At 72.7% G+C, this 23,637-nt stretch carries 26 protein-coding genes; 13 read left to right on the forward strand and 13 right to left on the reverse strand.

Annotation, left to right across the window (positions count from 1 at the left end; all coding sequences use genetic code 11):
* Window positions 1–74 precede the first annotated feature (74 nt).
* Complete coding sequence (locus tag BJ993_RS12330) at window positions 75–893, forward strand: crotonase/enoyl-CoA hydratase family protein (protein ID WP_036549910.1); 819 nt, start codon at window positions 75–77, stop codon at window positions 891–893.
* Here BJ993_RS12330 and BJ993_RS12335 read toward each other — a convergent pair.
* From BJ993_RS12335 to BJ993_RS12350, 4 genes are all read right to left on the reverse strand, one after another.
* Entirely contained in the window at window positions 880–1,176 is a 297-nt protein-coding gene (locus BJ993_RS12335) for a DUF4031 domain-containing protein (protein ID WP_179649027.1), read from the reverse strand. The genes BJ993_RS12330 and BJ993_RS12335 overlap by 14 nt on opposite strands.
* Window positions 1,177–1,267: 91 nt before the next feature.
* Window positions 1,268–1,831: a C40 family peptidase gene (locus BJ993_RS12340; protein ID WP_179649028.1), complete on the reverse strand. Its 564-nt coding sequence runs from the start codon at window positions 1,829–1,831 to the stop codon at window positions 1,268–1,270.
* 379 nt (window positions 1,832–2,210) lie between these two features.
* The gene (locus BJ993_RS12345) at window positions 2,211–2,912 is read right to left on the reverse strand and encodes a hypothetical protein (RefSeq protein WP_036549912.1); all 702 of its coding nucleotides are present in this window, start codon (window positions 2,910–2,912) and stop codon (window positions 2,211–2,213) included.
* Between the two features lie 71 nt (window positions 2,913–2,983).
* Window positions 2,984–3,541, reverse strand: a complete 558-nt coding sequence (locus BJ993_RS12350) for a TetR/AcrR family transcriptional regulator (RefSeq protein ID WP_179649029.1) — start codon at window positions 3,539–3,541, stop codon at window positions 2,984–2,986.
* 77 nt (window positions 3,542–3,618) lie between these two features.
* Here BJ993_RS12350 and BJ993_RS12355 point away from each other — a divergent pair, with 77 nt between their 5' ends.
* Both BJ993_RS12355 and BJ993_RS12360 read left to right on the forward strand, forming a co-directional pair.
* A complete protein-coding gene (locus BJ993_RS12355; protein WP_179649030.1) occupies window positions 3,619–4,344 on the forward strand; it encodes an SDR family NAD(P)-dependent oxidoreductase in 726 nt (241 codons plus the stop codon).
* 38 nt (window positions 4,345–4,382) lie between these two features.
* Window positions 4,383–5,438 (forward strand): LLM class F420-dependent oxidoreductase, encoded by a 1,056-nt coding sequence (locus tag BJ993_RS12360; RefSeq protein ID WP_036549920.1) that lies wholly within the window; start codon window positions 4,383–4,385, stop codon window positions 5,436–5,438.
* Window positions 5,439–5,541: 103 nt separating this feature from the next.
* On the opposite strand, the gene BJ993_RS12365 is transcribed toward BJ993_RS12360, so the two are convergent.
* Both BJ993_RS12365 and BJ993_RS12370 read right to left on the reverse strand, forming a co-directional pair.
* A complete protein-coding gene (locus BJ993_RS12365) occupies window positions 5,542–6,981 on the reverse strand; it encodes a glyceraldehyde-3-phosphate dehydrogenase (protein WP_036549922.1) in 1,440 nt (479 codons plus the stop codon).
* Window positions 6,982–7,104: 123 nt separating this feature from the next.
* A complete protein-coding gene (locus BJ993_RS12370) occupies window positions 7,105–7,602 on the reverse strand; it encodes a VOC family protein (protein ID WP_036549924.1) in 498 nt (165 codons plus the stop codon).
* 60 nt (window positions 7,603–7,662) lie between these two features.
* Here BJ993_RS12370 and BJ993_RS12375 point away from each other — a divergent pair, with 60 nt between their 5' ends.
* Complete coding sequence (locus BJ993_RS12375) at window positions 7,663–8,127, forward strand: MarR family winged helix-turn-helix transcriptional regulator (RefSeq protein WP_036549927.1); 465 nt, start codon at window positions 7,663–7,665, stop codon at window positions 8,125–8,127.
* A 19-nt stretch (window positions 8,128–8,146) separates the two neighbouring features.
* On the opposite strand, the gene BJ993_RS12380 is transcribed toward BJ993_RS12375, so the two are convergent.
* From BJ993_RS12380 to BJ993_RS12405, 6 genes are read right to left on the reverse strand one after another with little or no spacing between them, the layout of a single operon-like run.
* Window positions 8,147–9,688 carry an FAD-dependent oxidoreductase gene (locus tag BJ993_RS12380; protein WP_179649031.1) on the reverse strand — a complete coding sequence of 514 codons (1,542 nt, stop codon included), beginning with the start codon at window positions 9,686–9,688 and terminating at the stop codon, window positions 8,147–8,149.
* Between the two features lie 19 nt (window positions 9,689–9,707).
* Entirely contained in the window at window positions 9,708–10,658 is a 951-nt protein-coding gene (locus BJ993_RS12385; RefSeq protein WP_179649032.1) for a CobW family GTP-binding protein, read from the reverse strand.
* A 38-nt stretch (window positions 10,659–10,696) separates the two neighbouring features.
* The gene (gene ykgO / locus BJ993_RS12390) at window positions 10,697–10,819 is read right to left on the reverse strand and encodes a type B 50S ribosomal protein L36 (RefSeq protein WP_036549929.1); all 123 of its coding nucleotides are present in this window, start codon (window positions 10,817–10,819) and stop codon (window positions 10,697–10,699) included.
* Complete coding sequence (gene rpmF, locus BJ993_RS12395; protein ID WP_036549932.1) at window positions 10,816–11,001, reverse strand: 50S ribosomal protein L32; 186 nt, start codon at window positions 10,999–11,001, stop codon at window positions 10,816–10,818. The genes ykgO and rpmF overlap by 4 nt, the downstream gene beginning before the upstream one ends.
* Window positions 11,001–12,062: a GTP-binding protein gene (locus tag BJ993_RS12400; RefSeq protein ID WP_179649033.1), complete on the reverse strand. Its 1,062-nt coding sequence runs from the start codon at window positions 12,060–12,062 to the stop codon at window positions 11,001–11,003. The genes rpmF and BJ993_RS12400 overlap by 1 nt, the downstream gene beginning before the upstream one ends.
* Window positions 12,059–12,316, reverse strand: a complete 258-nt coding sequence (locus BJ993_RS12405; protein WP_179649034.1) for a type B 50S ribosomal protein L31 — start codon at window positions 12,314–12,316, stop codon at window positions 12,059–12,061. Before BJ993_RS12405 ends, BJ993_RS12400 begins: the two co-directional genes overlap by 4 nt.
* 75 nt (window positions 12,317–12,391) lie before the next feature.
* Between BJ993_RS12405 and rpmB the strand changes: the two genes are divergently transcribed.
* The 5 genes from rpmB to BJ993_RS12430 are packed head-to-tail and all read left to right on the forward strand — an operon-like array spanning window position 12,392 to window position 15,461.
* The gene (gene rpmB / locus BJ993_RS12410; RefSeq protein ID WP_036549941.1) at window positions 12,392–12,628 is read left to right on the forward strand and encodes a 50S ribosomal protein L28; all 237 of its coding nucleotides are present in this window, start codon (window positions 12,392–12,394) and stop codon (window positions 12,626–12,628) included.
* A 1-nt stretch (window position 12,629) separates the two neighbouring features.
* Complete coding sequence (rpmG, locus tag BJ993_RS12415; RefSeq protein WP_036549943.1) at window positions 12,630–12,800, forward strand: 50S ribosomal protein L33; 171 nt, start codon at window positions 12,630–12,632, stop codon at window positions 12,798–12,800.
* Window positions 12,801–12,804: 4 nt separating this feature from the next.
* Window positions 12,805–13,110, forward strand: a complete 306-nt coding sequence (gene rpsN, locus BJ993_RS12420; RefSeq protein WP_036549946.1) for a 30S ribosomal protein S14 — start codon at window positions 12,805–12,807, stop codon at window positions 13,108–13,110.
* 18 nt (window positions 13,111–13,128) lie between these two features.
* The gene (locus BJ993_RS12425) at window positions 13,129–14,370 is read left to right on the forward strand and encodes a YibE/F family protein (protein WP_179649035.1); all 1,242 of its coding nucleotides are present in this window, start codon (window positions 13,129–13,131) and stop codon (window positions 14,368–14,370) included.
* 59 nt (window positions 14,371–14,429) lie between these two features.
* A complete protein-coding gene (locus BJ993_RS12430; protein ID WP_179649036.1) occupies window positions 14,430–15,461 on the forward strand; it encodes a hypothetical protein in 1,032 nt (343 codons plus the stop codon).
* Between the two features lie 246 nt (window positions 15,462–15,707).
* Here the strand turns inward: BJ993_RS12430 and eccCa are convergent, their stop codons facing one another.
* The gene (gene eccCa / locus BJ993_RS12435) at window positions 15,708–19,766 is read right to left on the reverse strand and encodes a type VII secretion protein EccCa (protein ID WP_308645555.1); all 4,059 of its coding nucleotides are present in this window, start codon (window positions 19,764–19,766) and stop codon (window positions 15,708–15,710) included.
* 186 nt (window positions 19,767–19,952) lie between these two features.
* Between eccCa and BJ993_RS12440 the strand changes: the two genes are divergently transcribed.
* From BJ993_RS12440 to eccD, 4 genes are all read left to right on the forward strand, one after another.
* On the forward strand, window positions 19,953–21,305 hold the full coding sequence (locus BJ993_RS12440; RefSeq protein WP_179649037.1) for a hypothetical protein: 1,353 nt from the start codon (window positions 19,953–19,955) through the stop codon (window positions 21,303–21,305).
* A 125-nt stretch (window positions 21,306–21,430) separates the two neighbouring features.
* The gene (locus BJ993_RS12445; RefSeq protein WP_036549952.1) at window positions 21,431–21,751 is read left to right on the forward strand and encodes a WXG100 family type VII secretion target; all 321 of its coding nucleotides are present in this window, start codon (window positions 21,431–21,433) and stop codon (window positions 21,749–21,751) included.
* A 47-nt stretch (window positions 21,752–21,798) separates the two neighbouring features.
* The gene (locus tag BJ993_RS12450; RefSeq protein ID WP_051932801.1) at window positions 21,799–22,110 is read left to right on the forward strand and encodes a WXG100 family type VII secretion target; all 312 of its coding nucleotides are present in this window, start codon (window positions 21,799–21,801) and stop codon (window positions 22,108–22,110) included.
* A gap of 136 nt (window positions 22,111–22,246) precedes the next feature.
* On the forward strand, window positions 22,247–23,632 hold the full coding sequence (eccD, locus tag BJ993_RS12455) for a type VII secretion integral membrane protein EccD (RefSeq protein ID WP_179649038.1): 1,386 nt from the start codon (window positions 22,247–22,249) through the stop codon (window positions 23,630–23,632).
* Window positions 23,633–23,637: the final 5 nt, after the last annotated feature.

Consider the following 23,637-nt stretch of genomic DNA (forward strand, 5'->3'; position numbering starts at 1 on the left):
CAACGCCGCCAGCGTGCGTGCTGGGCGGGCCGGGCGCCGCCAGGGAATGGGAGACACGGCCTAGGCTCCGCAGCATGACTGACGAGAAGCGCTTCACCGTCACCCGCGACGGTCACGTCGCCACCGTCGGCCTCGCCGGCCCCGGCGGGAAGGCCGTGATGGACGAGCGGTTCTTCGGCGAGCTCACGGAGACCTTCACCGCCCTCGACGCCGACGACGAGGTCCGCGCGATCGTCGTGACCGGTGCCGGCCCGCACTTCTCGTTCGGCCTGGACCTCGGCGCCGCTGCGGCGACCTTCGCGCCGCTGCGGAGCGCGACCGACGCCGGCGCCCGCCAGGAGCTGCTGGCCCTGATCCGCCGTTGGCAGGCCGCGCTCGACGCGGTCGCGGGCGTCCGCAAGCCCACGGTCGCAGCCGTCACCGGCTGGTGCATCGGCGGCGGCGTCGACCTCGCCGTCGCCTGCGACGTGCGGGTCGCCTCCGCCGACGCGCAGTTCAGCGTGCGGGAGGCCAAGGTGGGCATCGTCGCCGACCTCGGCAGCCTCCAGCGCCTCGTCGGCGTCATCGGCGACGGCCACCTGCGCGAGCTCGCCCTCACCGGCGACGACATCGGTGCCGACCGGGCAGCGGCGATCGGCCTGGTCAACCACGTCCACCCCGATGCCGACGCGACCCTGGCCGCCGCCCGCGAGCTCGCCGGCCGGATGGCTGCGAACTCGCCGCTGGTCCTGCGTGGCATCAAGGACGTCCTGGACGCCGAGCGAGCGCCCCGGGTCGAGGCCGGCCTGCGCTACACCGCGGTCTGGAACGCCGCCTTCCTGCTGAGCAACGACCTCGACGAGGCGATGCTGTCGTTCGTCGAGCGGCGCCCGCCGGAGTTCACCGGCCGCTGACCGCTCGCTTCGCCATGGTGATCCGGGCGACCTCGCGGCCGTAGCGGATCGGCGTGGCCCCGAGGGCGAGCGCGCGCTGCCGGGTCGGCTCGGTGACGTCGAAGTGCTCGGTGGCGGTGCCCTCGTTCTGGATCCACCGCGTCTCCAGGCCCAGCCGGCGCGCGAAGTCGAGCAGCTCGGCGTGGCCCTCCTCGCCCGGCAGGTCCGACAGCAGGTGTGACCAGACGCCCTCGACCGGCCCGACCGTCGCGGGCAGGCGCATGTCGTCGATGTAGATGGTCACGCCCCGATGATCCCGCACCCGGGAAGGCGACGACCGCCGGTCCCTCCCCATACGGGGGACCGGCGGTCGTGGCGGCTGTGGTGCCGGTGGGTCAGCGGACCCGGCCGTAGAAGACCGACGAGGTCCAGATCCGCTCCTTGGCGACCGGGTGGCCCGGACGCGAGGCGTGCCAGAGCATGTGGTGCCCGGCGTAGATGCCCACGTGGTAGACGTTCCCGCCGTTGTGGAAGAAGACGAGGTCGCCGCGGCGGGGGTGGCGCACCCGGCGTACGGCGCCGGCCTGGGCGTCGGAGGTGCGGGGCAGGCGCTTGCCGACCTTGCCGTAGACCCACTGGGTCAGGCCGGAGCAGTCGAAGGCGTGCGGGCCGGTGGCGCCGTACACGTAGGGGCTGCCGGCGCGGCTGCGCGCCTTGGCGATGACGCGGTTGGCGAAGCGCTTGCGCTGCGCGGCCCGCTGGGCCCGGGCCTCGGCGCGACGCTCGGCGGCCGTCGGCTCCTGCGTCGTGGTGGTCGTGGTGGCACCGGTCTCCGCGTTGGTCGTGGTGACGACCACGGTCTCGGCGTGCGACGCCGGGGCCGGCGTGGCGAGGAACACCGACGTGGCGAGCGGGATGACGACGAAGCGCGCGGCAGCGCGCGTGAAGGTGGTGGACATCGGAGGTTCTCCGCAGCGACGCCTGCGAGAGATGACCTGTCGGGCTAGGGCTGCTGGTGCCCTGGAACCTGCGGTTCCTTCGCCCCGAGCCGTCCGTCCCCGTGGATGGGGCGGGCCGGCGTACTGCTCGGGTCTCCCGTGCCCGTGACTACTTTCATCGTTGTGCGATGTCGCTCCACGTCGTCACGGGCCTCGGCGCGCGTGGGCGGCCTTCCCGGTCGGGAAGGTCTCTACCCCACCAGTACGCCATGCTTGCAATAGTTAGCGCAGTGGCGCCGGTCACCTTCGCGGCGTGGCGATGGTCACCCGGAAGTGGCGTAACGCAGGCGGTCTCCGGTGCCTGCAAGGTGTAGCTTGCCGCAGCTAGCGGAGCGTCCTGTCACTCCTCGGCGGCGGGGCCGTCGAGGTGCGGGTCGGCGAGGAGGTACTGCGTGATCCGACCCTCGCGGGAGCGGTGCGGACGCACCGGCTCGGGGACCATCCGCCCCTCTGCGGTGTCCCAGAAGCGGTCCACCCGCATCGCGACCCCGCGCGCCACGCGGCCCGGCACCCCCTGATGGGGAAGGTAGGGATGCGGCCGCGTGGGCACGTGCTTCTCGGCGCGGAAGAGGCGCTCGGCGATCGCGTCGCGGTCGGCCGTCGAGGTGGTGGCCGTGAGGTCGTCGACGAGGCCCTGCTCGAGCCGCCACCACGCGTCGAACTCCTCGGTCACCTCGTCCCAGATCGAGCTCCACGGCCGTCGTACGACGAACGTGGAGCCGTAGAGCTTGGCCTTGGTCTGGAACAGCGCGCCCTCGAGGCGCCGGCTCTGCTGCGCGAGGTCGTGCGCGCGACGGCGCCCGTCGGGGAGGTGCCGGCGGGCGGCCGGGCCGAGGACCGCGCACGCCGCCTGGACGTGGCGGCTGGTGCTCGCCAGGAACGGGTCGGTCGCCCGCAGCCGGTCGCGTGGCCGCTCCCGGGTGGGGCGGCACGACTCCGCCTCGGCGAGCCGCCTGCTGAGCACGTCGTGGGTCTCGGAGACGGTGTCGGCGAGGGTGTCGACGCCGGCACCGGTGGTGTCGTCCAACTGGTTGTCGGTCATGGTCCGCGTCCTTCCCGAGGGACCCCCCAAGGCCAGTGTGCGCCCGGGTACGACGGACCACAAGGGAGCCGTCAGCGGCTCGCCCCGGCAGCAGCCAGCACCTGCTCGAGCGACCACACCAGCTGCTCCCGGTCGTGGCCGTCGGCCAGCATCTCGAAGCCGACGAGGGTGCTCAGCGCCCAGCTCGCGTAGCGGGGTGCGAGCTCCGCGCCGACGGTCTCGACGAGCGCCGCGTGGACGACCTGGTAGCGCTTCTCGTCCACCTGGCGCTGGATCGCGCCGACCCGCTCGTCGACGCCGGCCCAGACCCGGATGGCCGCCTCGGTGCGGTGCAGCAGCCGGGAGCTGGCCTCGGCGAGCATCAGCAGCCGGTCGACGGGATCGGCGTGCTGGTTGACGATATCGACCGTCTGCTGCGTGCGCTGCTCGAGCCACGCGTCGAGCAGGGCGTCGGTGAAGTCCTGCCAGTTGTCGAACGAGTGGTAGAAGGAGCCGGTGGTGACGCCGAGCCGCTGGCACAGGGGGGCCAGCTTGAGGGCGCCGTAGCCCTGGCTCGCGAGGATCTCGTTGGCGGCCTGGAACCACGTGTCGCGCAAGGACCCGTTGCGTCGTACCTGGCGCTCGGTCACGGCTGCCTCCCTCCTCGCTGGCCTCATCGTAGGGTGCCGTCGCGCCGCTGGCCGGTTGCGCTTGGCAGGATTCGCGCATGCCACTCACCATCGTCACCGGAGGGACCCGCGGGATCGGGGCGGCCGTCGCGGCCCGGCTCGCAGCGGAGGGCCACGACCTCGTCCTCGGCCACCGCAGCGACGCGGCCAGCGCTGCCGCCGTCGTCGCGCGGCTCGAGGCCGTCGGCGTCCGGTGCGTCGCGGTGCCGGGGGACCTGACGACCGACGAGGGCATCGACGCGCTGTACGCCGCCGCGGACGACCTCGGCGCCCTGACCGGCGTCGTCAACAACGCCGGCGCCACCTACCGGTTCGCCCCGCTCGCCGACACCCCGGCCGACGAGGTGCGTCGCACCATCGACGTGAACCTGACCGCCCCGATCCTCGTCGCGCGGGCCGCGGTGCACCGGCTGGGGCGCGGCGGCGTGATCGTGAACATCACCTCGGGCGCCGCGACGATCGGCTCGCCGGGGGAGTACGTGCACTACGCCGCCGCGAAGGCCGGCCTCGACCTGCTGACGCGCGGCCTCGGCCTCGAGCTCGCCGACCGCGGCATCCGCGTCGTGGCCGTCGCTCCCGGCCTGATCGAGACCGAGCTGCACACGACGACGGGGGACCCCGGCCGGGTCGCGCGGATGGCGCCGCAGATCCCGCTCGGCCGCGCCGGGCAGCCGGAGGAGATCGCGGGTGCGGTCGCCTGGCTGATGAGCGAGGAGGCGTCGTACGTCACGGCGACGACGCTGCGCGTGGCCGGCGGTCGGTAGTCTCGCCGACCACCAGAGCCCAGGAGAGAAGGAGCGCCATGCGCCTCGGAATGATCATCGACTACTCGGGCGGCTTCGCCGAGACCGTCGAGCTGCTGCAGGAGTACGAGCGCAACGGCCTCGAGCTGGTGGCGATCCCGGAGGCCTACTCCTTCGACGCCGTCAGCCAGCTCGGCTACATCGCCGCGCGCACCGAGAAGCTCGAGCTGATGTCGGCGATCTTCCAGATCTACACGCGGACCCCGTCGCTGACCGCGATGACCGCCGCGGGCCTGGACTTCGTCTCGGGTGGCCGGTTCACCCTCGGCCTCGGCGCGTCCGGCCCGCAGGTCATCGAGGGCTTCCACGGCGTCAAGTACGACGCCCCGCTCGGTCGCACGCGCGAGGTGATCGAGATCTGCCGGCAGGTCTGGCAGCGCCAGCCCGTCGAGTACCGCGGCCGCCACTACACGGTGCCGCTGACCAAGGACGACGGCGGGTCGGGCCTGGGCAAGCCGCTCAAGATCATCAACCACCCGGTCCGCAGCGAGATCCCGATCTCCGTCGCCGCGCTCGGCCCGAAGAACGTCGCGCTGGTCGCCGAGCTCGCGAACGGCTGGCAGCCGCTGTTCTTCCACCCGCACAAGGCACAGCGGGCGTGGGGGGAGTCGCTGGAGGAGGGCTTCGCCAAGCGCGACCCGGCCCTCGGCGAGCTCGACATCCAGCTCCAGATCGCCTTCCACCTCGGCGAGCCGTCGCCCGAGGCCGTGCAGGCGATCCGCAACCAGCTCGCGCTCTACATCGGCGGCATGGGTGCGCGCGACAAGAATTTCTACAACCAGCTGGCCCGCCGCTACGGCTACGAGTCCGAGGCCGCGGAGATCCAGGACCTCTACCTCGACGGGCGCAAGGCGGAGGCCGCGGCCGCCGTACCCGACGACCTGGTCGACGCGGTGAGCCTGCTGGGCGACGAGGACGCGGTCCGCCAGCACGTCGTCGACCTCCACGCCGCGGGCGTGCGCACGCTGCTGCTCAACCCGCTGGCCGCGACCGACGAGGAGAAGGTCGCGCAGGTGCGCCGGCTCTCCGAGATCGTCGCGGAGACGTCCAGCTAGTTCGTCGAGGAGGTCGCGCAGCGACCGTCTCGAGACGCCGCGAGCCGGTGCTGGGACTGTGGACTCACAGTTCCGGCACCGGCTCGCCCGGTCTCGTGACGCGTCAGGCCTGCGGGAAGGTCTTGTACTCCACGCCCGAGATGTACTGCACGGTGCGCAGCACCTGGCAGGAGTAGCCGAACTCGTTGTCGTACCAGACGTAGAGGATCGCCGAGTCGCCGTCGACGATCGAGGCGCCGCCGTCCACGATCGAGGCCGCGCGAGCGCCGATGAAGTCGGTCGAGACCGCGTCGGTCGCCGTCGTGTAGTCGAGGTTGCGGGCCAGCGGGCCGACGAGCGAGGCCTGGCGCAGGTGCTCGTTGACCTCCTCGCGGGTGGTCTCGCGCTTGAGCTGCAGGCTCAGGATGGCGATCGAGACGTCCGGCGTGGGGACGCGGATCGAGTTGCCGGTGATCTTGGCGTCGAGGTCGGGGAGGACCTTGGCGACGGCCGAGGCGGCGCCGGTCTCGGTGATGACCAGGTTGAGCGGCGCGGAGCGGCCGCGGCGGTCGGCCTTGTGGTAGTTGTCCAGCAGGTTCTGGTCGTTGGTGAACGAGTGGACGGTCTCGACGTGGCCGCGGCTGATGCCGAACGCGTCCTCCATCGCCTTCAGCGGCGGGACGATCGCGTTGGTGGTGCAGGAGGCGCAGGAGAGCACCTTCTCGTCGAGGTCGACGCCGAGGTGGTTGACGCCGTGAACGATGTTCGGGACGTCGCCCTTGCCCGGCGCGGTCAGCAGGACCTTGGCGATGCCGGGGCGCAGGTGCTGCGAGAGGCCCTCGCGGTCGCGCCAGATGCCGGTGTTGTCGATGAGGATGGCGTCGTTGATGCCGTACTCGGTGTAGTCGATCTCGGCGGGCGAGTTCGAGTAGATCACCTGGATCACGTTGCCGTTGGCGATGATCTGGCTCTTCTCCTCGTCCACCGTGATCGAGCCGTTGAAGGCTCCGTGGATCGAGTCGCGGCGCAGCAGCGAGGCGCGCTTCTTGAGGTCGTCGCCCTTGCCCTTGCGGACGACGACGGCGCGCAGGCGCAGGCCGTTGCCCGAGCCGGACTTCTCGACGAGCAGGCGCGCGACGAGGCGGCCGATGCGACCGAAGCCGTAGAGGACGACGTCCTGCGAGCCCGGGCCGGGGACCTTGTTGTCACCCGTCGCCTCGGCCAGCGCCTCGGCGGTGAACGCGGCGACCGAGTCCGGCTCGCCGGCGGCGCGGTAGGCGCGGATCAGCAGTGCGAGGTCGATCTTGGCGGCGCCGAGGTCGAGGCCGGCGATCGCCTCGAGGAAGGGGAAGGTGTCGGTGACGGAGAGCTCGACGCCGTCGATCTGGCGCGCGTAGCGGTGCGTCTTCAGGATGTCGATGACCGACTTGTTCACCAGCGAGCGGCTGTGGAGCAGGATCGTGACGTCCTTCTCGCGGTGCAGCTTGCCGACGATCGGGATCATCGCCTCCGCGAGCTCCTCGTGGTGCTTCCAGCGGTCGAACTTGTCCTCGATGACGCTCAACGAAATCCCCTATAGCAGAGTCGACAAAAGCCGGTCGATCGTAGGCCCGCCGACCCCACGGGGGGCCAATCCGGCCGCCCTCTGGGACGAGTGCAATACGTCACACGAGGCGCTCGGCCCGGCTCAGAGGACCTTCGTGCCGTACATCTCGCCGAGCGGGTCGGCCAGCAGCTCGAGGCGCTCGCCGTCGGGGCCGGGGAAGTAGAGCGACACCTTCGACTCGAGGTGGTAGTCGATGCCCGCGTCGTCGAGCTTGGCCCGCAGGTAGTCCCACTTCTCCCGGGTCACCGAGATCGCGAGGTGGTGGTGGCCGCCGAGGACCTCGCGGTAGGGGCCGAGGTCGAGGCCCGGCAGGGTGAAGAAGGCGAGCAGGTTGCCGGCGCCCACGTCGAAGAAGAAGTGGTCGGAGCCGGCGTAGTCGCGGTTCTCGAAGATCTCGGTCAGGGGGAACTCCAGGAGCCCCTGGTAGAAGTCGACGGTACGCCGCACGTCCGACGAGAGCAGGGCCGCGTGGTGGATCCCGCGGGCGCTGCTGGCGGGCCGCTCGCCCTCCGGGGCGAGGTACTCCCTCTTGATCCGCTCGCGGTCCTTGGTGATCGCGTCGATGTCGATAGTTGCCATGTCAACCACCATGCTCCCGAAGTCGTGGATATGTCAACATTCTCGGCTAGAATCGGCGTGATGGGAACGACGAACTGGCTGGACGACGAGGAGCAGCGCGCGTGGCGCGGCTTCCTCGACGTGCACGCGCAGCTGAATGCCGTGATCAACCGCCAGCTCCAGTCGACGACGGGCCTCTCGCTCTCCGACTACGCCATCCTCGTCGAGCTCACCTCCGAGCTGGCTGACGACGGGTCCCTGCGGATGTTCGAGCTCGGCGAGCGCCTCCAGTGGGAGAAGAGCCGGGTCTCGAAGCAGGTGTCCCGCATGGAGGCCCGCGGCCTCGTCGAGCGCCGCCACTGTGCCGACGACCGCCGGGGCGCGTTCGTCGACCTGACCCCCGAGGGCCGCGCGGCGATCGAGGCGGCGGCTCCCGCCCATGTCGAGCTGGTCCGCGACCTCTTCTTCGAGGGTGCGAGCCGCGAGCAGGTGCTCGCGCTCGGCGACTTCACCGAGCGGGTGCTCGGGCGGATCAGCTCCCGCTGACCCACGCGACGAGCGCGGCTCAGCGCAGCATGTCCTCCACCGCGAGCGACGCGAACGCCATCGCCGCGCCCAGCGGCGCGCCCGGGCCGGGGTAGGCCGACCCGAAGACCGATGCCGTCGAGTTGCTGGCGGCGTACAGGCCGGGGAGGGGGTCGCCCGCCTCGTCGAGCACGCGGCCGGACGCGTCGGTGACCAGGCCGCCCTTGGTGCCGAGGTCGGACAGCACGAACTGCGCGGCGTGGAAGGGGCCCTGTGCGACCGGGACGAGTGCCTTGTTCGGGCTGCCGGCGGAGGCGAAGAAGGTGTCGTACTCGTCGGTGCCCCGGCCGAAGTCCTCGTCGACGCCGGTCGCGGCGAAGCCGTTGAAGCGCTCCACCGTCGCGGTGAGTACGACGGGGTCGAGCCCGGCGGCGACGGCGAGCTCCTCGATGGTGTCGGCCTGGACCCAGGTGCCGGCGGCGAGGTGCTCGGCCGGGTCGCCCTCGGGCATCGCGATCGCCGGCAGTCGGCCGCCCTCGCTGGAGTCGAAGACGAACCACGACGGGGTCCGCTCGGGCGCCGCCGCCATGACCCGGCCGAACCGGTCGTAGGGCAGGCACTCATTGCCGTAGCGCTGCCCGGTCTGGTCGACCATCAGCCCGCTGCGGAAGCCGAGGGTGAAGGTGCCGCTGCCGTCGGGCTGGAGCAGGCCGGGGCAGAACCAGCCCTCGCCGGACCAGTCGGTCGCCGCGCCGATCGCCGCGGCGGCGTCGATGACGTCGCCGGTGTTGGTGCCGCGCGGCGCCATCGACCACTCGGCGCGGCCGGGCGTGCCGTGCAGCGAGCGGCGCTCGGCGCTGCCCTCGAAGCCGCCGGCGGCGACGAGGATCCCGCGCGTCGCGCGCACCTCGACGGGGCCGTCGGGCCCGGTCGAGAGCACCGTCGTCACGCGGCCGGACTCGTCACGACCGAATCCGCTCACGTCGTGGCCGACCGCGATCGTGCCGCCGTCGCGCAGCGCCATCGCCGCGAGCCGGCCGATCAGCGCCTGCCCGCCGGACAGTGTCGAGCGGCCCGGCCGGCCGGCGCGGTCGCGCTCGACCGGCGGCCGCAGGATCGCGCCGACCCGTGGGTCGAGCTCGTCGCGCCGGATCGCCTTCGGCTGGATCGAGCGGCCCATCGGCACCCGGCCGGGGGCGTCGTAGTACTCCGAGAAGGGGATCCACTCGAACTCCATGAGCGGGTCGGCCTCCAGTGCGGAGACCAGCCTCGGCGCCTGGGTCAGCAGCGCCTCGACCCGGTCCTGGTCCGGCTTCTCGAGCACTGCCGCGAGATAGGCCCGCGCGCCCTCGGTGGAGTCCGGCAGACCGGCCCGCTGCTGCACCTCGGTGCCCGGCAGCCAGCATGCGCCGCCCGAGTACGCCGACGTGCCGCCGATCAGGGGCGTCCGCTCGAGGACCAGCGTCCGCAGCCCGGCCTTCGCCGCGAGCGCGGCCCCGGTCAGGGCCCCGCCGCCGGAGCCGACCACGACGACGTCGTACTCGGGGAGGAGGGGGGTGCTCGCGGCGGCGGTCTCGCTCATGGCGAAACGATAACGTGTTCTAGTTTGGTTGGGCAGGGCTGAGTCCCGCTGCCAGCGCCGGCCGGGCCGCCTCGGGGTCGAGGTGCAGCCCGATGGCGACCAGCGTGCTGCGCTCCGGCGGCGGGCACGGCTCCACGTGCACCTGCCGGCCGACCACGTGCACGACGTGCCCGCGCAGTCGCCTGCCGTGGCGGGTCGTGACCGTGCCCTTGATCCGGTAGGCGCCCTCGGGAGGTGCGGCCAGCAGGGCATCGAGCGCGGCCGGGTCGACCGGCTCGTCCGCCGTCACGGTGACCGACGCGGCGTGCGCGTGGCCGTCCGCCGCCGGGCGCTCGGCGCGGAGCAGGGCGGCGAGCGGAAGCTCGTCCTCGGGCTCCTCGACCGACGCGACGTCGTACACGAGGGCGGGGTCGACCCGCCCGCCCGTCGTGCGTAGGACGTGCACGCGCGGGTTGATCTCCCGCACACGCGCCTCGATCCGGCGCAGCGTCTCCTCGTCCGCGAGGTCGCACTTGTTGAGCACCACCAGCGTGGCGACGCTGAACCGGGCCGGTGGCAGGCCGCCGCCGTCGACGGTGTCGAAGTACTCCACCGCGTCGACCACGTCCACGACACCGCCGGGGCGGACGTTCGGCGCGGCACTCGCCCGGATCATCTGCGCCAGCGCGCCGGGCTCGGCGATGCCGCTCGCCTCGACGACGATCACGTCGAGCCCACGCCGCGGCTGGGCCAGCTTCTCCAGCGCCCCGTCGAGGCCGCCGGCGTCCTCGAGGCAGCACAGGCACCCGCCGGCGATCGACGCCGGCTCGTCGACCTGGCCGCTGACCAGCGCCGCGTCGACGTTGATCGCCCCGAAGTCGTTGACGACCACGCCGACGCGCGCGCCGGGCTGGCGGAGCAGGTGGTTGAGCACGGTCGTCTTGCCGGCGCCGAGGTGGCCGGTGAGGGCGACGACGGGGACGCGGGGCACCGCGGCATCGTAGGACGCCGACTGCCCGGGGCGACCGCTCAGCCCTGCCGTCCCTTCATCCGCGGGTTCTGCTTGTTGATCACGTAGATCCGGCCCCGGCGGCGGACGACCTGCGCGCCGGGCTGGTTCTTGAGCGAGCGGATCGAGTTGCGGACCTTCATCGCGTCCTCCTCCCGGTGCGGGGATCGACGAGGCCGTCCATGACCGCGCCGACGAGGCGGCGCGGCACCCGGAACCGCTCGCCGTCGATGGTGACCGGCACGAGGTCCGGCGCGGTGGCCTTCCACTGAGCGCGGCGGTGCCGGGTGTTGCTGCGCGACGTACGCCGCTTCGGGACCGCCATCACGCCACCTCCCGGATCGGGCCGAGCCACGGTTCGAAGCCGTCCTCGGTCGCCGAGCGGCCGGCCTCGCCGGGGACTGCCAGCAGCGCCTCGAACGACGGGCGCAGGTGGGCCGGCGCGGCGCCGACGCCGGTGAGCACCACTCGCGTGAAGGGCGTACGCCGCCCCCACGCGCCGTGGTCCCCGATGCTGAGCTGGCCCCCCGCGCCGTCCCACTCGAGGATGCGGCCCGGTCGCGTGGGGAGCCAGAAGCAGCCCCGCGAGCGGTGCGCCCCGGACCCCAGGCTCTCCAGCGACTCCAGGAGCCGCTCGGGGTGGAACGCCCGCGTGGACTGGAGGTCGAGGCGCCACACGCCCTCGGTCGTGATGTCCGGAAGCGCGTCGCCGCGGGCCGGGTCGGTCCACGCGTCGGTCCGGGCGTGCTGGTGCAGCCGCCCGGTGAGCGCGGCTCCGTCGAGCCCGTGCCCGCCCTGTACGACGACCACGCCGGGCCGCGCGAGGGCGGCGACCAGACCCGCCGCGACCGGGTCGACGGCGTCGTCGAAGGCCACCACGTCGGCGTACTCCACCATCGCGGCGAGCACCTCGCCGACGCCGCGGCGGTCGTCGTGCGAGCACTGGCGGCCCCGGTCGGCGAGCAGGTCGTCGCCGAGCAGGTCGCGGACCGGGTGCCGCGAGGAGACGGCGGCCACCACGGCGGACACCCGCAGGAAGCGGGCGAGCCGGGTGTCCCACGTCAGCACCGAGCACAGGTGCGCGGCCTCGGCGCCGACGGGGAGGTGGGCGACGATGCTCTGCCACCGACCGTCGGCGGCGAGCCGCTCGAGGGTCGGCAGGATGTCCTCGCGGATCGCGCAGCTCACGCACGCGTGCTCGAGCAACGTCTCGTGGGACTCGACGACGCCGGTGAGGTCGCTGACCGTGCGGGTGAGCACGCCGCGCTCGACGTCGATGTGGTGGCGGACGGCGACGGCGCCGGGCAGGTCGAACTGCAGGCCGACCATCGCGGAGGCCATCGCGTCGGGGTCGACGCCGGCGACCAGGACGGCGGGAACCCTCATCGCGCACCCTTTCCGTAGCGCCTCTCGAACGCCTCGACCCGGCCCTCGCTGTCGAGCACGCGGCCCTTCCCCGTCCAGAAGGGGTGGCTGTGCACGGAGACGTCGACGTCGACGACCGGGTAGCTGCGTCCGTCGACCTCGACCGCCTCGGCCGCCGGCCGGGCGGCGAGCGTCGACCGGGTGAGGACGAGGTCGCCCGTCGCCCGGTCCCGGAACGCCACGGCGCCGTACTCGGGATGGATTCCTGGCTTCACGGTGTTGCCCTCCTGTTGTGGTTAGAATGAGAATCGTTCTCAATCATGGCACACGCACGACCGGAAGGAGAAGGCATGGCACGCACCTGCCAGGTGACCGGCGCCCAGCCGGCGTTCGGCAACCACGTGTCCCACTCGCACCGCCGCACCCGGCGGCGCTTCGACGTCAACGTCCAGCGCAAGCGCTACTGGGTGCCGTCGCTGGGGCGGCACGTGACGCTGCGGGTCAGCGCCCGCGGCATCAAGACCATCGACCAGCGGGGGATCGAGGCCGTCGTGGCCGACCTCCGCGCCCGAGGAGAGAGGTACTGACATGGCGAAGAAGGGCAGCGACGTGCGGCCGATCGTGAAGCTGCGGTCCACCGCAGGCACCGGCTACACCTACGTCACCCGCAAGAACCGGCGCAACGACCCCGACCGGCTCGTGCTCAGCAAGTACGACCCCGTCGCGCGCCGGCACGTCGACTTCCGCGAGGAGCGCTGACGACGTGGCGAAGCAGTCGAAGATCGCCGCCGAGGCGCGCCGCCGCGCGACGGTCGAGAGGTACGCCGCCCGGCGGGCCGCGCTCAAGGACGCGGTCCGCCGGGCGGAGCCCGGATCGACCGAGCTGGCCGAGGCGGTGCAGGCGCTCGGCCGCCTGCCGCGCGACGCCTCGCCGGTCAGGCTCCGCAACCGCGACCAGGTCGACGGCCGACCGCGGGGGTACCTCCGCAAGGCCGGGCTCTCGCGCATCCGCTTCCGCGAGATGGCCCACCGGGGTGAGCTGCCCGGGGTGACGAAGTCGAGCTGGTGACCTGAGAGGCTGGTGCCCATGGGTCACGGCCACTCCCACCGGGCGACGAACGGCATCGACGACGAGATCCGGGTCGGTACGACGGCGCGCGCCGTCCTGCTCGCGAGCCTCGGTGTCGCCCTGCTGCTCACGCTGGTGGGGCTCGTCGTCTGGTGGCCGGCGGGCGACGCGATCGACCGTGCGGTGAAGTCCGGTGGCGAGGCTGCGCAGTTCGCCGCGCCGGGGGTGACCTTCCCCAGCGGCGAGGTCGTGGAGGTCGCGCCGCGGTGCCCCGGCGATGGCCTCCCCGACAACTCGGGCTGCAGCACGTTGAGCGTGGAGATCGAGGGCGAGGACGAGCCGGTCGTCGTACCCGTGCTCCCGGACGTGCTCGACTCCGGGATCGGCAAGGGCGACCGGGTGGAGCTCCAGCGCACGCCGACGCCCGAGGCGCAGGACGGCGAGGAGGTGTCGTACTCCTACTTCGCGACGGAGCGCAACGGCACGCTCGCGTGGCTGGCGGTCGCCTTCGTCGCGGTGGTGCTGTCGATCGCGCGGCTGCGCGGCCTGTTCGCACTGGTCGGCCTCGCCTTCGGCGGCGGCGTCGTGTGGTGGTGGTTGCTGCCCGCCCTGCTCGACGGGGCTCCCGGCGTCGGTGTCGCCCTCACCAGCGCGGCCGCGATCATGTTCGTCGTCCTGTACATGACCCACGGCGTCTCCCTGCGCACGAGCGTGGCGCTGGCCGGCACGCTCGTCGGCATCGTGCTCACGGCCGGGATCGGCGTGATCGCGATCGGGGACGCCCTCCTGACCGGCATCAGCGACGAGAGCGGCCTGATCGTGGCCCAGTTCGGTGCGCTCGACTTCCAGGCCCTGCTCGGGTGCGCGATGGTGATCGTCGGCCTCGGTGTCCTCAACGACGTCACGATCACCCAGGCCTCCGCCGTGTGGGAGCTGCGTGCGGCGAGCCCGGAGGCCTCCCGCGGTGAGGTGTTCGCCGGCGCCATGCGGATCGGCCGCGACCACATCGCCTCGACGATCTACACGATCGTCTTCGCCTACGTCGGCACCGCCCTGATCCTGCTGATGCTGCTCCGCGTCTACGACCGCCCCCTGCTCGACCTGCTCTCGACCGAGCAGCTCGCCGAGGAGGTCGTGCGCACGTTGGTGACGTCGATCGGCCTCGTGCTCGCCGTCCCCGTGACCACCGGCCTCGCCGCGCTGATCGCCTCGCCCCGGCCCGGCCACGGGGCGCACGCCGGGACCGCACCTCCCGAGTGAGGGTCGTCTCCCGGCTACGGTGATGGCGGACCTCAGCCACGACTTTCGGGAGAACGCTGATGAGGATGCTGGAGCACCGGACCGCCAAGGGCACCGGTGAGGCCGTCAAGGCCAGCTACGAGACTGCCTGGGAGCGCACGCGCGCCCGGATCGACCGCGAGATCGCCACCGGGGACTCGCTCTTCTCGATCCTCGCCCGGATGAACCGGCTCGCCCTCGGCGACCACGAGGTCGACTTCTGGCGCAAGCAGCCCGGCGTCGCCCCGCTCGCGCGCCGCGTCCTCGACGCCTGGGACGTCGACGTCGACGAGCGCCCCAGCCCCTACATCCCCGCCGTCATCAACGGCCGGTACGGCGTCCGGACGGCCTTCAGCCCGATGCGCTACCTCGCGGAGCGGATCGGCGACGCCAACGTCGTGGTCGAGTTCGGCTCCGGTTGGTCGGCCAACCTGTTCCAGCTCTACCTGCTGCTCGGCAACCAGCGCAGCGAGGGACTGAAGTACATCGGCGCCGAGTACACCGAGGCCGGCCGCGGCGGCGGCAGCGTGCTGGCGGCGCACGACGGCCGCATCGACTACACCGCCGTGCCCTTCGACTGGACGCAGCCGGACCTCTCCTTCCTCGCCGACCTGCCCCGCCCGCTCAAGGTGGTCGCCTTCTCGCACCACTCGATCGAGCAGGTCGAGCGGATCAGCGAGGAGTTCCACCCCGGCCTGCGCGCCATCGCCGACGAGCTCACCGTCGTCCACTTCGAGCCGGTCGGCTGGCAGCGCGACGCCGAGCTCCTCGAGCGCCGCGTCGCCGACGACGCGGACTACTACCGCAGGCTCGCCCACGACCTGGGCATGTACCCGAAGCGGGTCCGCAACGCCCCGCGCTCCGACCTCGACATCACCACGGTCGAGGCCCAGGTCCGGGGCGCCGCCTGGTGGTCCTTCACCCGCCGCTACAACATCAACCTGCTCGAGATCGTCGACGGCCTCAGGCCGCGTGACTGGGAGGTCGAGGACGTGCTCTTCGACTACGACTCGCTGCGCAACCCGCTCAACCCGTCGACGCTGCTGACCCTGCAGGCCAAGCCGAAGGGGTGACCTCGGCCGGCTCGGCCGCTCCTGCGGGTCGCCGCCGGTTTGCGTCATACGAATCGAGCGCTCCGACGACCGCTTCGCATGACGTCCCCCGACCCGACCGGCCCGGCCGCGGTTGCGTCATACGAATCGAGCGCTCCGACGACCGCTTCGTATGACGTCCGGACGGCCGACCCCGGTCGCCGACCGGCCTCAGGCGGCACCCCTCAGGCGGCACCCCTCAGGCGGCACCCCCTCAGGCGGCACCCCTCAGAGCGACGGGTCCGTCCACGCCAGCTGGACCACCTCGGCGCCCCGGTCGCGCGACACCACCCGGCCGCGGCCCGGCTGGGCCGGACCCGGCCGGAGGTTGCCGATGAGCACGCCCTCGTCGCGGTTGCCGGACAGCAGGATCCCGGGCATCGCGAGGTCGCGCAGGGTCTGGATGACCGGCTCGTAGATGGCCCGCGAGGCGCCACCCGACCTGCGGGCGATCACCACGTGCAGGCCGACGTCGCGCGCCTGCGCGAGCAGCGGCTGCAGCAGCGCGATCGGCGAGCTCTGCTGGGTCGCGACGAGGTCGTAGTCGTCGACGACGACGAACACCTCGGCGCCCGACCACCAGGACCGGTTGCGCAGCTGCTCCGGCGTCACGTCCGGGCCCGGCAGCCGGTTCTGGAGGTACGTCGCCAGGTCGGTCAGCGCGGGCTGGGCCTGGGTCGCCGAGGTGAGGTAGTTGAGCAGGTACTCCTCGGGCACCTCGCCGAGCAGCGACCGGCGGTAGTCGACGACGACGATCTGGGCCTCGGCCGGGGTCCGGGTCCGCATGATCTCCTGGCAGTAGGTGCGCAGGAAGTTGGACTTGCCCGACTTGCCGTCGCCGAAGAGCAACAGGTGCGGCTCGGCGTCGACGTCGAAGGCGACCGGCGCGAGCTCCTTCTCGTTGATCGCGAGCAGCAGGCCACGCGCCGGCGGGGTGGCGGCCAGCGCGCGCACCTCATCGAGCGAGATCCGGTCGGGCAGCAGCCGCAGTTTCGGGCCGGCCGGTCCACGCCAGGCCTTCGCGACCGCGGAGATCAGGTTGTCGACGCCGTCGCCCAGCGTCGCGGCCGACGGGTCGCTGTCGATGCGCGGCAGGCCGCCGAGGAAGTGCAGCTTGCCGGGCACCAGGCCGCGCCCGGGCCGGTTGGCGGGCACCAGGGCGGCGACCTTGCGGTCGATCTCGGAGTCGATCGGGTCACCGAGGCGGAGCTCCAGCTTGGTGCCGATCAGGTCGCGCATCGCGGCGCGGAAGTCGGGCCAGCGGGTGGAGGAGGTGACGATGTGGAGGCCGAAGGTCAGGCCGCGGCCGGCGAGCTGCTGGATCTCCAGCTCGAGGTCGTCGAAGTCCGAGCGGAGCGTGCCCCAGCCGTCGATGACGAGGAAGACGTCGCCGTACCCGTCGTCGGCGCGGCCCTGCGTGCGCCGGCTGCGGTAGGTCTCGATGGAGTCGATGCCGTGCTGGCGGAAGTACGCCTCACGCCGGTCGACGATGCCCCTGACCTCGGCGAGGATCCGGCGCACCACCTCGGGCTCCGAGCGGCTCCCGACGCCGGCGACGTGCGGCAGCGCCGACAGCGGGGCGAAGGTGCCGCCGCCGAAGTCGAGGACGTAGAACTGCGACTCGAGCGGCGTCGACGTCAGGGCCAGGCTGGTCACGATCGTGCGCAGCAGCGTGGACTTGCCGCTGCGCGGTCCGCCGACGACGCCGACGTGGCCGGCCGCGCCGCTGAGGCTGATCGTCAGGGTGTCGCGGCGCTGCTCGCGCGGCCGGTCGACGGTGCCGATCGGGATCGTGAGGCTCCCGGCCTGGCGCCACCGCAGCGACACGAGGCCGAGGTCCGGGTGGGCGGCGAGGTCGGGCATCAGCTGGTTGAGCGTGTCCGGCTCGTCGAGCGGCGGCAGCCACACCTGGTGGGCCGCCAGGCCGCGGCCCTCCATCCGGGCGACCGCGATGTCGAGCAGCGAGGCGCTCTCGCCCGACTGCGGCGACGGGGTGGCGTCCGTGGCGTCGCTGTCGTCGACGCCCGGGTCGTCGAAGGTCTGCACCTCCGAGATCGTGAACGGCAGGATGCCGACGACCTTGCCGCCGCCGTCGCGCGTCACGCGGCGACGACCCGTCTCCGGCGGTCCCGAGACGTACGCCGCCTTGAACCGCGTCAGCTGCGTCGGGTCGGGCTTCAGGTAGCCCAGGCCCGGCACCGCCGGCAGCTCGTAGGCGTCGGGGACGCCGAGCACCGCACGCGACTCCTGGGCGCTGAAGGTGCGCAGGCCGATCCGGTAGGACAGGTGCGACTCCAGGCCGCGCAGTCGACCCTCCTCCAGGCGCTGCGACGCGAGCAGCAGGTGCAGGCCGAGCGAGCGCCCGAGGCGGCCGATCGCGACGAAGAGGTCGATGAACTCCGGCTTCGCGGTGAGCATCTCGGAGAACTCGTCGACGACGATGAACAGCGACGGCAGCGGGGACAGCTGGGCGGTGGCCGGGTCGCCCGACGTACGGGCCTTCTCGTAGTCGCGGATCGATGCGAAGTTGCCGGCCTCGCGCAGCAGCTCCTGGCGGCGCACCATCTCGCCGGACAGGGCGTCCTGCATGCGGTCGACGAGGGTGAGCTCCTGCGACAGGTTGGTGATGACCGCCGACACGTGCGGCATCTCCGACATGCCGGCGAAGGTCGCGCCGCCCTTGAAGTCGACGAGCACCATGTTCAGCTGCTCGGGCGAGTGGGTCATCGCGAGCCCGAGCACGAGGGTGCGCAGGAACTCCGACTTGCCGGAGCCGGTCGCACCGATCACCAGGCCGTGCGGGCCCATGCCCTGCTGGGCGGACTCCTTGATGTCGAGGTGGATCGGCGCGGCCGAGTCGCCGACGCCGATCGGCACCCGCAGCCGGTCACGCGCGGGACGCGAGCGCCACGCGGCGTCGGGGTCGAAGGCGAAGACGTCGCCGAGGCCGAGCAGGTCCATGAAGTCCGTCGGTGCGGTGATGTCGACGGTGTCGTCGCCGACCGCCGCCCCCGCGCTCGGCGTGAACAGCGGCGTGAGCCGGCGCGCCAGCGCCTCGGCGGTGGCGATGCTGCACTGGTCGCCCTTCGCCCGCACCGGGTCGGTGCGCAGCCGGACGGCCATGAGGGGTACGCCGCCGTCCGCGGTCGGCCGGTCGGCCAGCTCCAGCCGGAGCGCCGTCGGGCTGTCGAGCTCGCCCCAGTGCGCCGGCAGGTCGATCACGGTGACGCCGTGGAGGCCGTCGGGCGGGATCACGTGGTTGCCCGGAGGCAGCTCGGCGCCGTCGGTGATCAGCACGATGTGCGGGATCGCGGGCCGCTCGTCGGCGCCGAAGCGCGGTCGCTCGCTCAGGTCCGGCGGCAGCATCCCGGCGAGGTCGGTGAGCGACGTCGTCACCATCCGGGCCGGGCCGACCGCGTCGTTGTGGTGCTGGCTGTGCGCGTGCGGGAGCCACTTCACCCAGTCCCAGTGGGCGAGCGTCGCGTCGGTGGCGAGGACGGCGACCTGGAGGTTCTCGGGGGACTGGAAGGTCGTCGCGGAGGTGAGCAGCGCCCGCGCCATCGAGCGAGCCTCCTCCTCGCCACCGCAGACCTCGATCCGGTCGAAGGCACGCAGGTCGATCGACGCCGGCAGGTCGGGCTGGAGGCGGTGGACCACCAGCAGGCGGTGCAGCGCGGAGGCCGATGCCGGGTCGACGTCGTCGATCGGGGCACCCTCCGGTGGCACGAGCTCGAGCGCGAGCGGCTGCGCGCACACGCCGTACCGCACCTGCAGGAAGGCCGGATCGGCCGACGAGCGCTCCCACACGCGGCTGCGGTCCTCGGCCAGGGACGGGAGCGCGGTCGGGTCGGGGTGGATCCAGGTCAGCGCGCGGCGCTGCTGGTCGGCGGCGTCGCGGGCGATGCTGCGGACCGAGGAGAGGTAGCGCAGGTACTCGGTGCGCGAGCCGGTCACCTGCTGCTGGCGCTGCTTCCGCTGCCGGTCGATCTGCACGACGATGAAGCCGAGGGTCGCGAAGAGGAACATGCCGGCGGCGATGTAGCGCAGCGCCTGGTTCTGCGCGCTGCCGCTCAGGCCGGCGACCAGCACGATCGAGCCGAGGCTGCCCAGCATCGGGATCGCGTTCATCGCGACACCGGCGGCGCCCTCGCTCGGCTGGAGCTGCGGCGGTGGCTGGATCTGGAGCTGGCCCCCGGGCAGCTCGGGGCGCTCGCCCCTGCCGCCGCGTTGGGTCAGGCTCCCCGGAGAGGCCGCCCGTCGTCCGGTGCTGCCCTGGGTCACGGTCACGCTGCGGTCCCCTGTCGTCGACGCCCGATCGTCGCGATGCGACGCGGACGATGATAGGCCGGGCACGGGGCGGGTAGGAGAGTCCGCATGACGTCGAGGACTACCCTGCGGGCAGGACCATCAATCTCGGGAGGCCCGATGTCCGGTACGGGGGCCCGGCCGCCTGTGGCCGGCACGGTCACCGCGGTGACCGTCCACGGACCGCGCGGGGTGCTCGACCTGACCGTCCCGACCGGCGCCACGCTGAGCGACGTGGCCCGCACCTACGCGGCCGAGGCGGGCCTGCCGGCGCCCCTGCCGTTCGTCACCCGGACCGGCGCGCCCCTGCGGATGACCGACGAGGTCGGCGCCGTGGGGCTGGTCCCCGGCTCGATGCTCGTCGCGGTCGACCCCGCGGCGATCCCGCCGCCGACCCGCCGCCGCACGATGGCGGGCGACTCGGCGCCACCGGTCGTGGTCGGTACGGCGTCCGCCACCTGGCTCTGCGTCGCCGTCGGCGTCGCGGTCGTCGCGGGCCTGTGCACCGCGCTGCTGCCCGAGGACGACCGCTGGCCGGCGGTGGCCGTGCTGCTGGCGACCGCCCTCGTCGGCTGCCTGCCGTTCGGCGCGCTCGCCGCGCAGCGGGTCGTCGCGGCCCCGGTGTTCGCGGCCGCGGCGATCCTCGCGGTCGTCTGGGACCCCCTTCCCGAGCGACTGCCGACGGTGCTCGGGACCGCCGCGCTCGCCGGGGCGGTCACCGCCGCCATCGGTCGTGCGCTCTCCGAACCGGACAGCCGTGCCGAGCAGGCCCTGCGGACCTGGCTGGTGGTCGGCGCGGCCTGGTTCGTGCTGGCCGGCGTCGCGGCGCTGACGAGCACGTCGCCGCAGACGGTGTGGGCGGTCCTGTTCCTGGTCGCCGTGCTGGGAGCGCGCTTCGTGCCGGAGGTCGCCGTCGACGTCCCGGACCAGTACCTCCTCGACCTCGAGCGCCTTGCCGTCACCGCGTGGTCCGCACGTGAGCGCCCGACCGGACGTCGCGGGCGGATCGTCGTACCGGAGCGGGCGGTGGGCGACGTCGCCAGCCGCGGCACCCGCACCGTGCGGGCGGCGACGACCGCGATCTTCGTGGTGGTGCTGCTGTCGGCCCCGCTGCTGCTGTGGACGGCCGATCTCCCGCTGGACCGCATCGGCGCCCGCTGCCTCGTCGGCTTCGGCGGTGCCGCCCTGTTGTTCGCCGCCCGCAGCTACCGCCATGCCCTGGCGCGCCGGCTGCTGCGGCTCTCCGGTGTCTACGCCCTGGCCCTCGTCTCCGCCGTGATGCTCGGCGTGCTGCCCGGCGGTCCCGGGTCCGGGAGCAGCCTCCCCGGGCTGGTGGCCTTCCTCGCCGTGGGCGTTGCCGCGCTGCTGGTGCTGGTCGCCGTGCTCGTCGGACGTGGGTGGCGGTCGGCGTGGTGGTCGCGACGGGCGGAGATCGCCGAGGCCGTCAGCGGTTCCTTCGCGGTCGGGTCCCTCGTCGTCGCGGTGGGCTTCTTCCGCTACCTGTGGGAACTCACGAGTTGATGTTTAGCCCCCGCCGGAGCACGGGTACCAAGCAGCGCATCGGCTCTTTGGCAGCACTCGGGAGCCAACAAAGGGAAAGTCAACCGAGGGGCGCGACCCGCCCCATCTGACCAAGGAGCATCAGAATGTCGAATGTCGAGTTCGGCCACGCAGAGGGCGCGCTCAAGCAGATCGCCGATCGCGTCGTTCAGGCCAAGCAGGAGTTCGGACAGCACTCCGCCACCATGGAGTCCCAGCTCGAGGGCATGCGGAGCGCCTGGGTGGGCTCGGGCGGTCTCTCCTTCCAGCAGCTGAAGGACGCCTGGATCGAGAAGCACAAGGTCGTCGTCACGGCGCTGGACAAGTTCCACGCCTCGCTGACCGAGACCGAGAAGGACAACACGGCCGTCGACGAGCAGGCGGGTGCGGGCATGAACACGCTGCTCAACCGCCTCGGCAGCCAGTGACCTCCCCCCACCCCCACGACGACTTCACGAACTGAGGAGACAAGATCATGAGCGCTGACTTCGGTGCACTCGACGGCCTGCGGGTTCGTCACGGCGAGCTCGACGCCGCCGCTGAGGCGATGTACAACACCGTCAAGAAGATGGACGACAGCCTGAACAGCCTGGAGAGCGATGTCGCTCCCAAGGTGGCGACCTGGTCCGGTGACCAGCAGGAGGCCTACAAGTCCGCGAAGGCCGCCTGGGACTGGGCGATGCAGGAGCTCAAGGACCTGCTCGACCGCAGCCACCAGACCGTCTACCAGTCGAACGCCGAGTACCTCGCCGCCGACAAGCGCGGCGCGAGCCGCTTCGACTTCTGATCGAGCCGGTCGGTTCGATTGCTGGTCAACGGAAGGGCCGACGCCACGCGTCGGCCCTTCCGCCATGTCCCGGCCCGTACGGGCCGCAACCGCCGTGCCACGATGGCACCTCGGTCTCTCGGGAAGGTGTGAGCAGATGACACAAGCTGGTCGGGCGCCGGGGGCGGTCGCCTCCGGACTGGTCCGGGTCACCGTCACCTCGGGCACCCGTCGGGTCGACCTCGTGCTCCCCGGCGCGGTCCCCGTCGCCGAGCTGCTGCCGGAGCTGGCGCGCAGCGTCGGCCTGCTCGACCCGGCCACCGTGCACGGTGGCTACCGGGTCGTCACCGCGGACGGGCGACGGCTGGTGCCCGACACCGGGCTCACCCTCCAGGGCGTCGAGGACGGTGGCCTCCTCACGGTCACGGCCGGCGTCGACGACCCGCCGCCGCGGGTCTACGACGACGTCGTGGAGGCGATGTCGGACGTCGTCGAGAACGACCTCAAGCCCTGGCAGGCGTCATCCGGGCGTCGTACCGCCCTGTTCGCGGCGGGGCTGTTCCTCGCCCTCGGCGCCGCCGCGCTCCTGGTGCAGCGCGGCTCCGACCTCGCCGCTGCCGCGACCGCCGTGGTCGCGCTGGCCCTCTGCGCCGGCGCCGTGGTGCTGTCCCGTGCCCAGCACGAGCCGGAGGCCGCGGTCGGCGTCGCCTGGCTCGGAGCCGGGTACGCCGCCGTCGCGGGCGTGATGTTCGCGCCGCAGGACACCGCGCTGCTGGGACAGCCCCTCGCCTTCGCCGGAGCGGGCGCGCTCGTCGCCGGCCTGGTCTGCGTGATCGGCCTGGGTGCCGGCCGAACCCTCGTCTTCCCGCCGGTCGTGATCGGTGCGCTGGGGCTCGCGATCGGTCTCTACCTCGACTCGCGCGACGGCGGCGGCTTCGGCGCGGCCGAGCTGCTGACGGTGGTGCTGTGCCTGGTCGTGCTCGCGGGCAGCGTTTTCCCGTGGCTCGCCCTGGGCGCGACCTCGACGCGGATCGACCAGATCTACTCGACCGCCGACCTCACGGCCGACCCGGACGACATCGAGCGCGACCAGGTCGCCGCCGATGCCCGGATCGCGCACGAGATCCTGCTCGCGATCACCGGCACGGTCGGCGTGCTCATCGTGCTGGTCGCGCCGCTGGCCGTCAGCCTGGGCGTGACCGGCACGTTGCTGGCCGTCGACGCCTGCCTGATCGTCATGCTCCGCACACGCCAGTACCGCACCGGCAGCGAGGTCCTGGTCGGCCTGACCGCCGGCATCGCCGGACTGGCCACCACCGCGCTGGCGGTCCTCGCCCTGCACGGCGACTGGCGCCCGACCCTCGCGGTCGTGCTGGCCGTCGCCGGCGCCGTGCTCCTCGCGGCGACCCTGACGCCGTCGGCGCCCTCCGTGCGCCGCGGCCGCCTGGGCGACGTCCTCGAGTCGACGGCGCTGATCGCCCTGCTCCCGCTGCTCGTCGTGGCCGTCGGCCTCTTCGAGACCGTGCACAAGGCGCTCGACTGATGGGG

Source organism: Nocardioides aromaticivorans, from assembly GCF_013408525.1.
Classification (GTDB): domain Bacteria; phylum Actinomycetota; class Actinomycetes; order Propionibacteriales; family Nocardioidaceae; genus Nocardioides; species Nocardioides aromaticivorans.

Bases quoted from the DNA above. Each gene is read 5' to 3' on its own strand.
- BJ993_RS12450 (WP_051932801.1), top strand. From the start codon at position 21,799: ATGAGCGCTGACTTCGGTGCACTCGACGGCCTGCGGGTTCGTCACGGC.
- BJ993_RS12445 (WP_036549952.1), top strand. From the start codon at position 21,431: ATGTCGAATGTCGAGTTCGGCCACGCAGAGGGCGCGCTCAAGCAGATC.
- BJ993_RS12340 (WP_179649028.1), bottom strand. From the start codon at position 1,831: ATGTCCACCACCTTCACGCGCGCTGCCGCGCGCTTCGTCGTCATCCCG.
- BJ993_RS12355 (WP_179649030.1), top strand. From the start codon at position 3,619: ATGCCACTCACCATCGTCACCGGAGGGACCCGCGGGATCGGGGCGGCC.
- BJ993_RS12330 (WP_036549910.1), top strand. From the start codon at position 75: ATGACTGACGAGAAGCGCTTCACCGTCACCCGCGACGGTCACGTCGCC.
- eccD (WP_179649038.1), top strand. From the start codon at position 22,247: ATGACACAAGCTGGTCGGGCGCCGGGGGCGGTCGCCTCCGGACTGGTC.
- BJ993_RS12430 (WP_179649036.1), top strand. From the start codon at position 14,430: ATGAGGATGCTGGAGCACCGGACCGCCAAGGGCACCGGTGAGGCCGTC.
- rpmG (WP_036549943.1), top strand. From the start codon at position 12,630: ATGGCGAAGAAGGGCAGCGACGTGCGGCCGATCGTGAAGCTGCGGTCC.
- BJ993_RS12425 (WP_179649035.1), top strand. From the start codon at position 13,129: ATGGGTCACGGCCACTCCCACCGGGCGACGAACGGCATCGACGACGAG.
- rpmF (WP_036549932.1), bottom strand. From the start codon at position 11,001: ATGGCGGTCCCGAAGCGGCGTACGTCGCGCAGCAACACCCGGCACCGC.
- rpmB (WP_036549941.1), top strand. From the start codon at position 12,392: ATGGCACGCACCTGCCAGGTGACCGGCGCCCAGCCGGCGTTCGGCAAC.
- BJ993_RS12370 (WP_036549924.1), bottom strand. From the start codon at position 7,602: ATGGCAACTATCGACATCGACGCGATCACCAAGGACCGCGAGCGGATC.
- BJ993_RS12400 (WP_179649033.1), bottom strand. From the start codon at position 12,062: ATGAGGGTTCCCGCCGTCCTGGTCGCCGGCGTCGACCCCGACGCGATG.
- ykgO (WP_036549929.1), bottom strand. From the start codon at position 10,819: ATGAAGGTCCGCAACTCGATCCGCTCGCTCAAGAACCAGCCCGGCGCG.
- BJ993_RS12345 (WP_036549912.1), bottom strand. From the start codon at position 2,912: ATGACCGACAACCAGTTGGACGACACCACCGGTGCCGGCGTCGACACC.
- BJ993_RS12360 (WP_036549920.1), top strand. From the start codon at position 4,383: ATGCGCCTCGGAATGATCATCGACTACTCGGGCGGCTTCGCCGAGACC.
- BJ993_RS12380 (WP_179649031.1), bottom strand. From the start codon at position 9,688: ATGAGCGAGACCGCCGCCGCGAGCACCCCCCTCCTCCCCGAGTACGAC.
- BJ993_RS12375 (WP_036549927.1), top strand. From the start codon at position 7,663: ATGGGAACGACGAACTGGCTGGACGACGAGGAGCAGCGCGCGTGGCGC.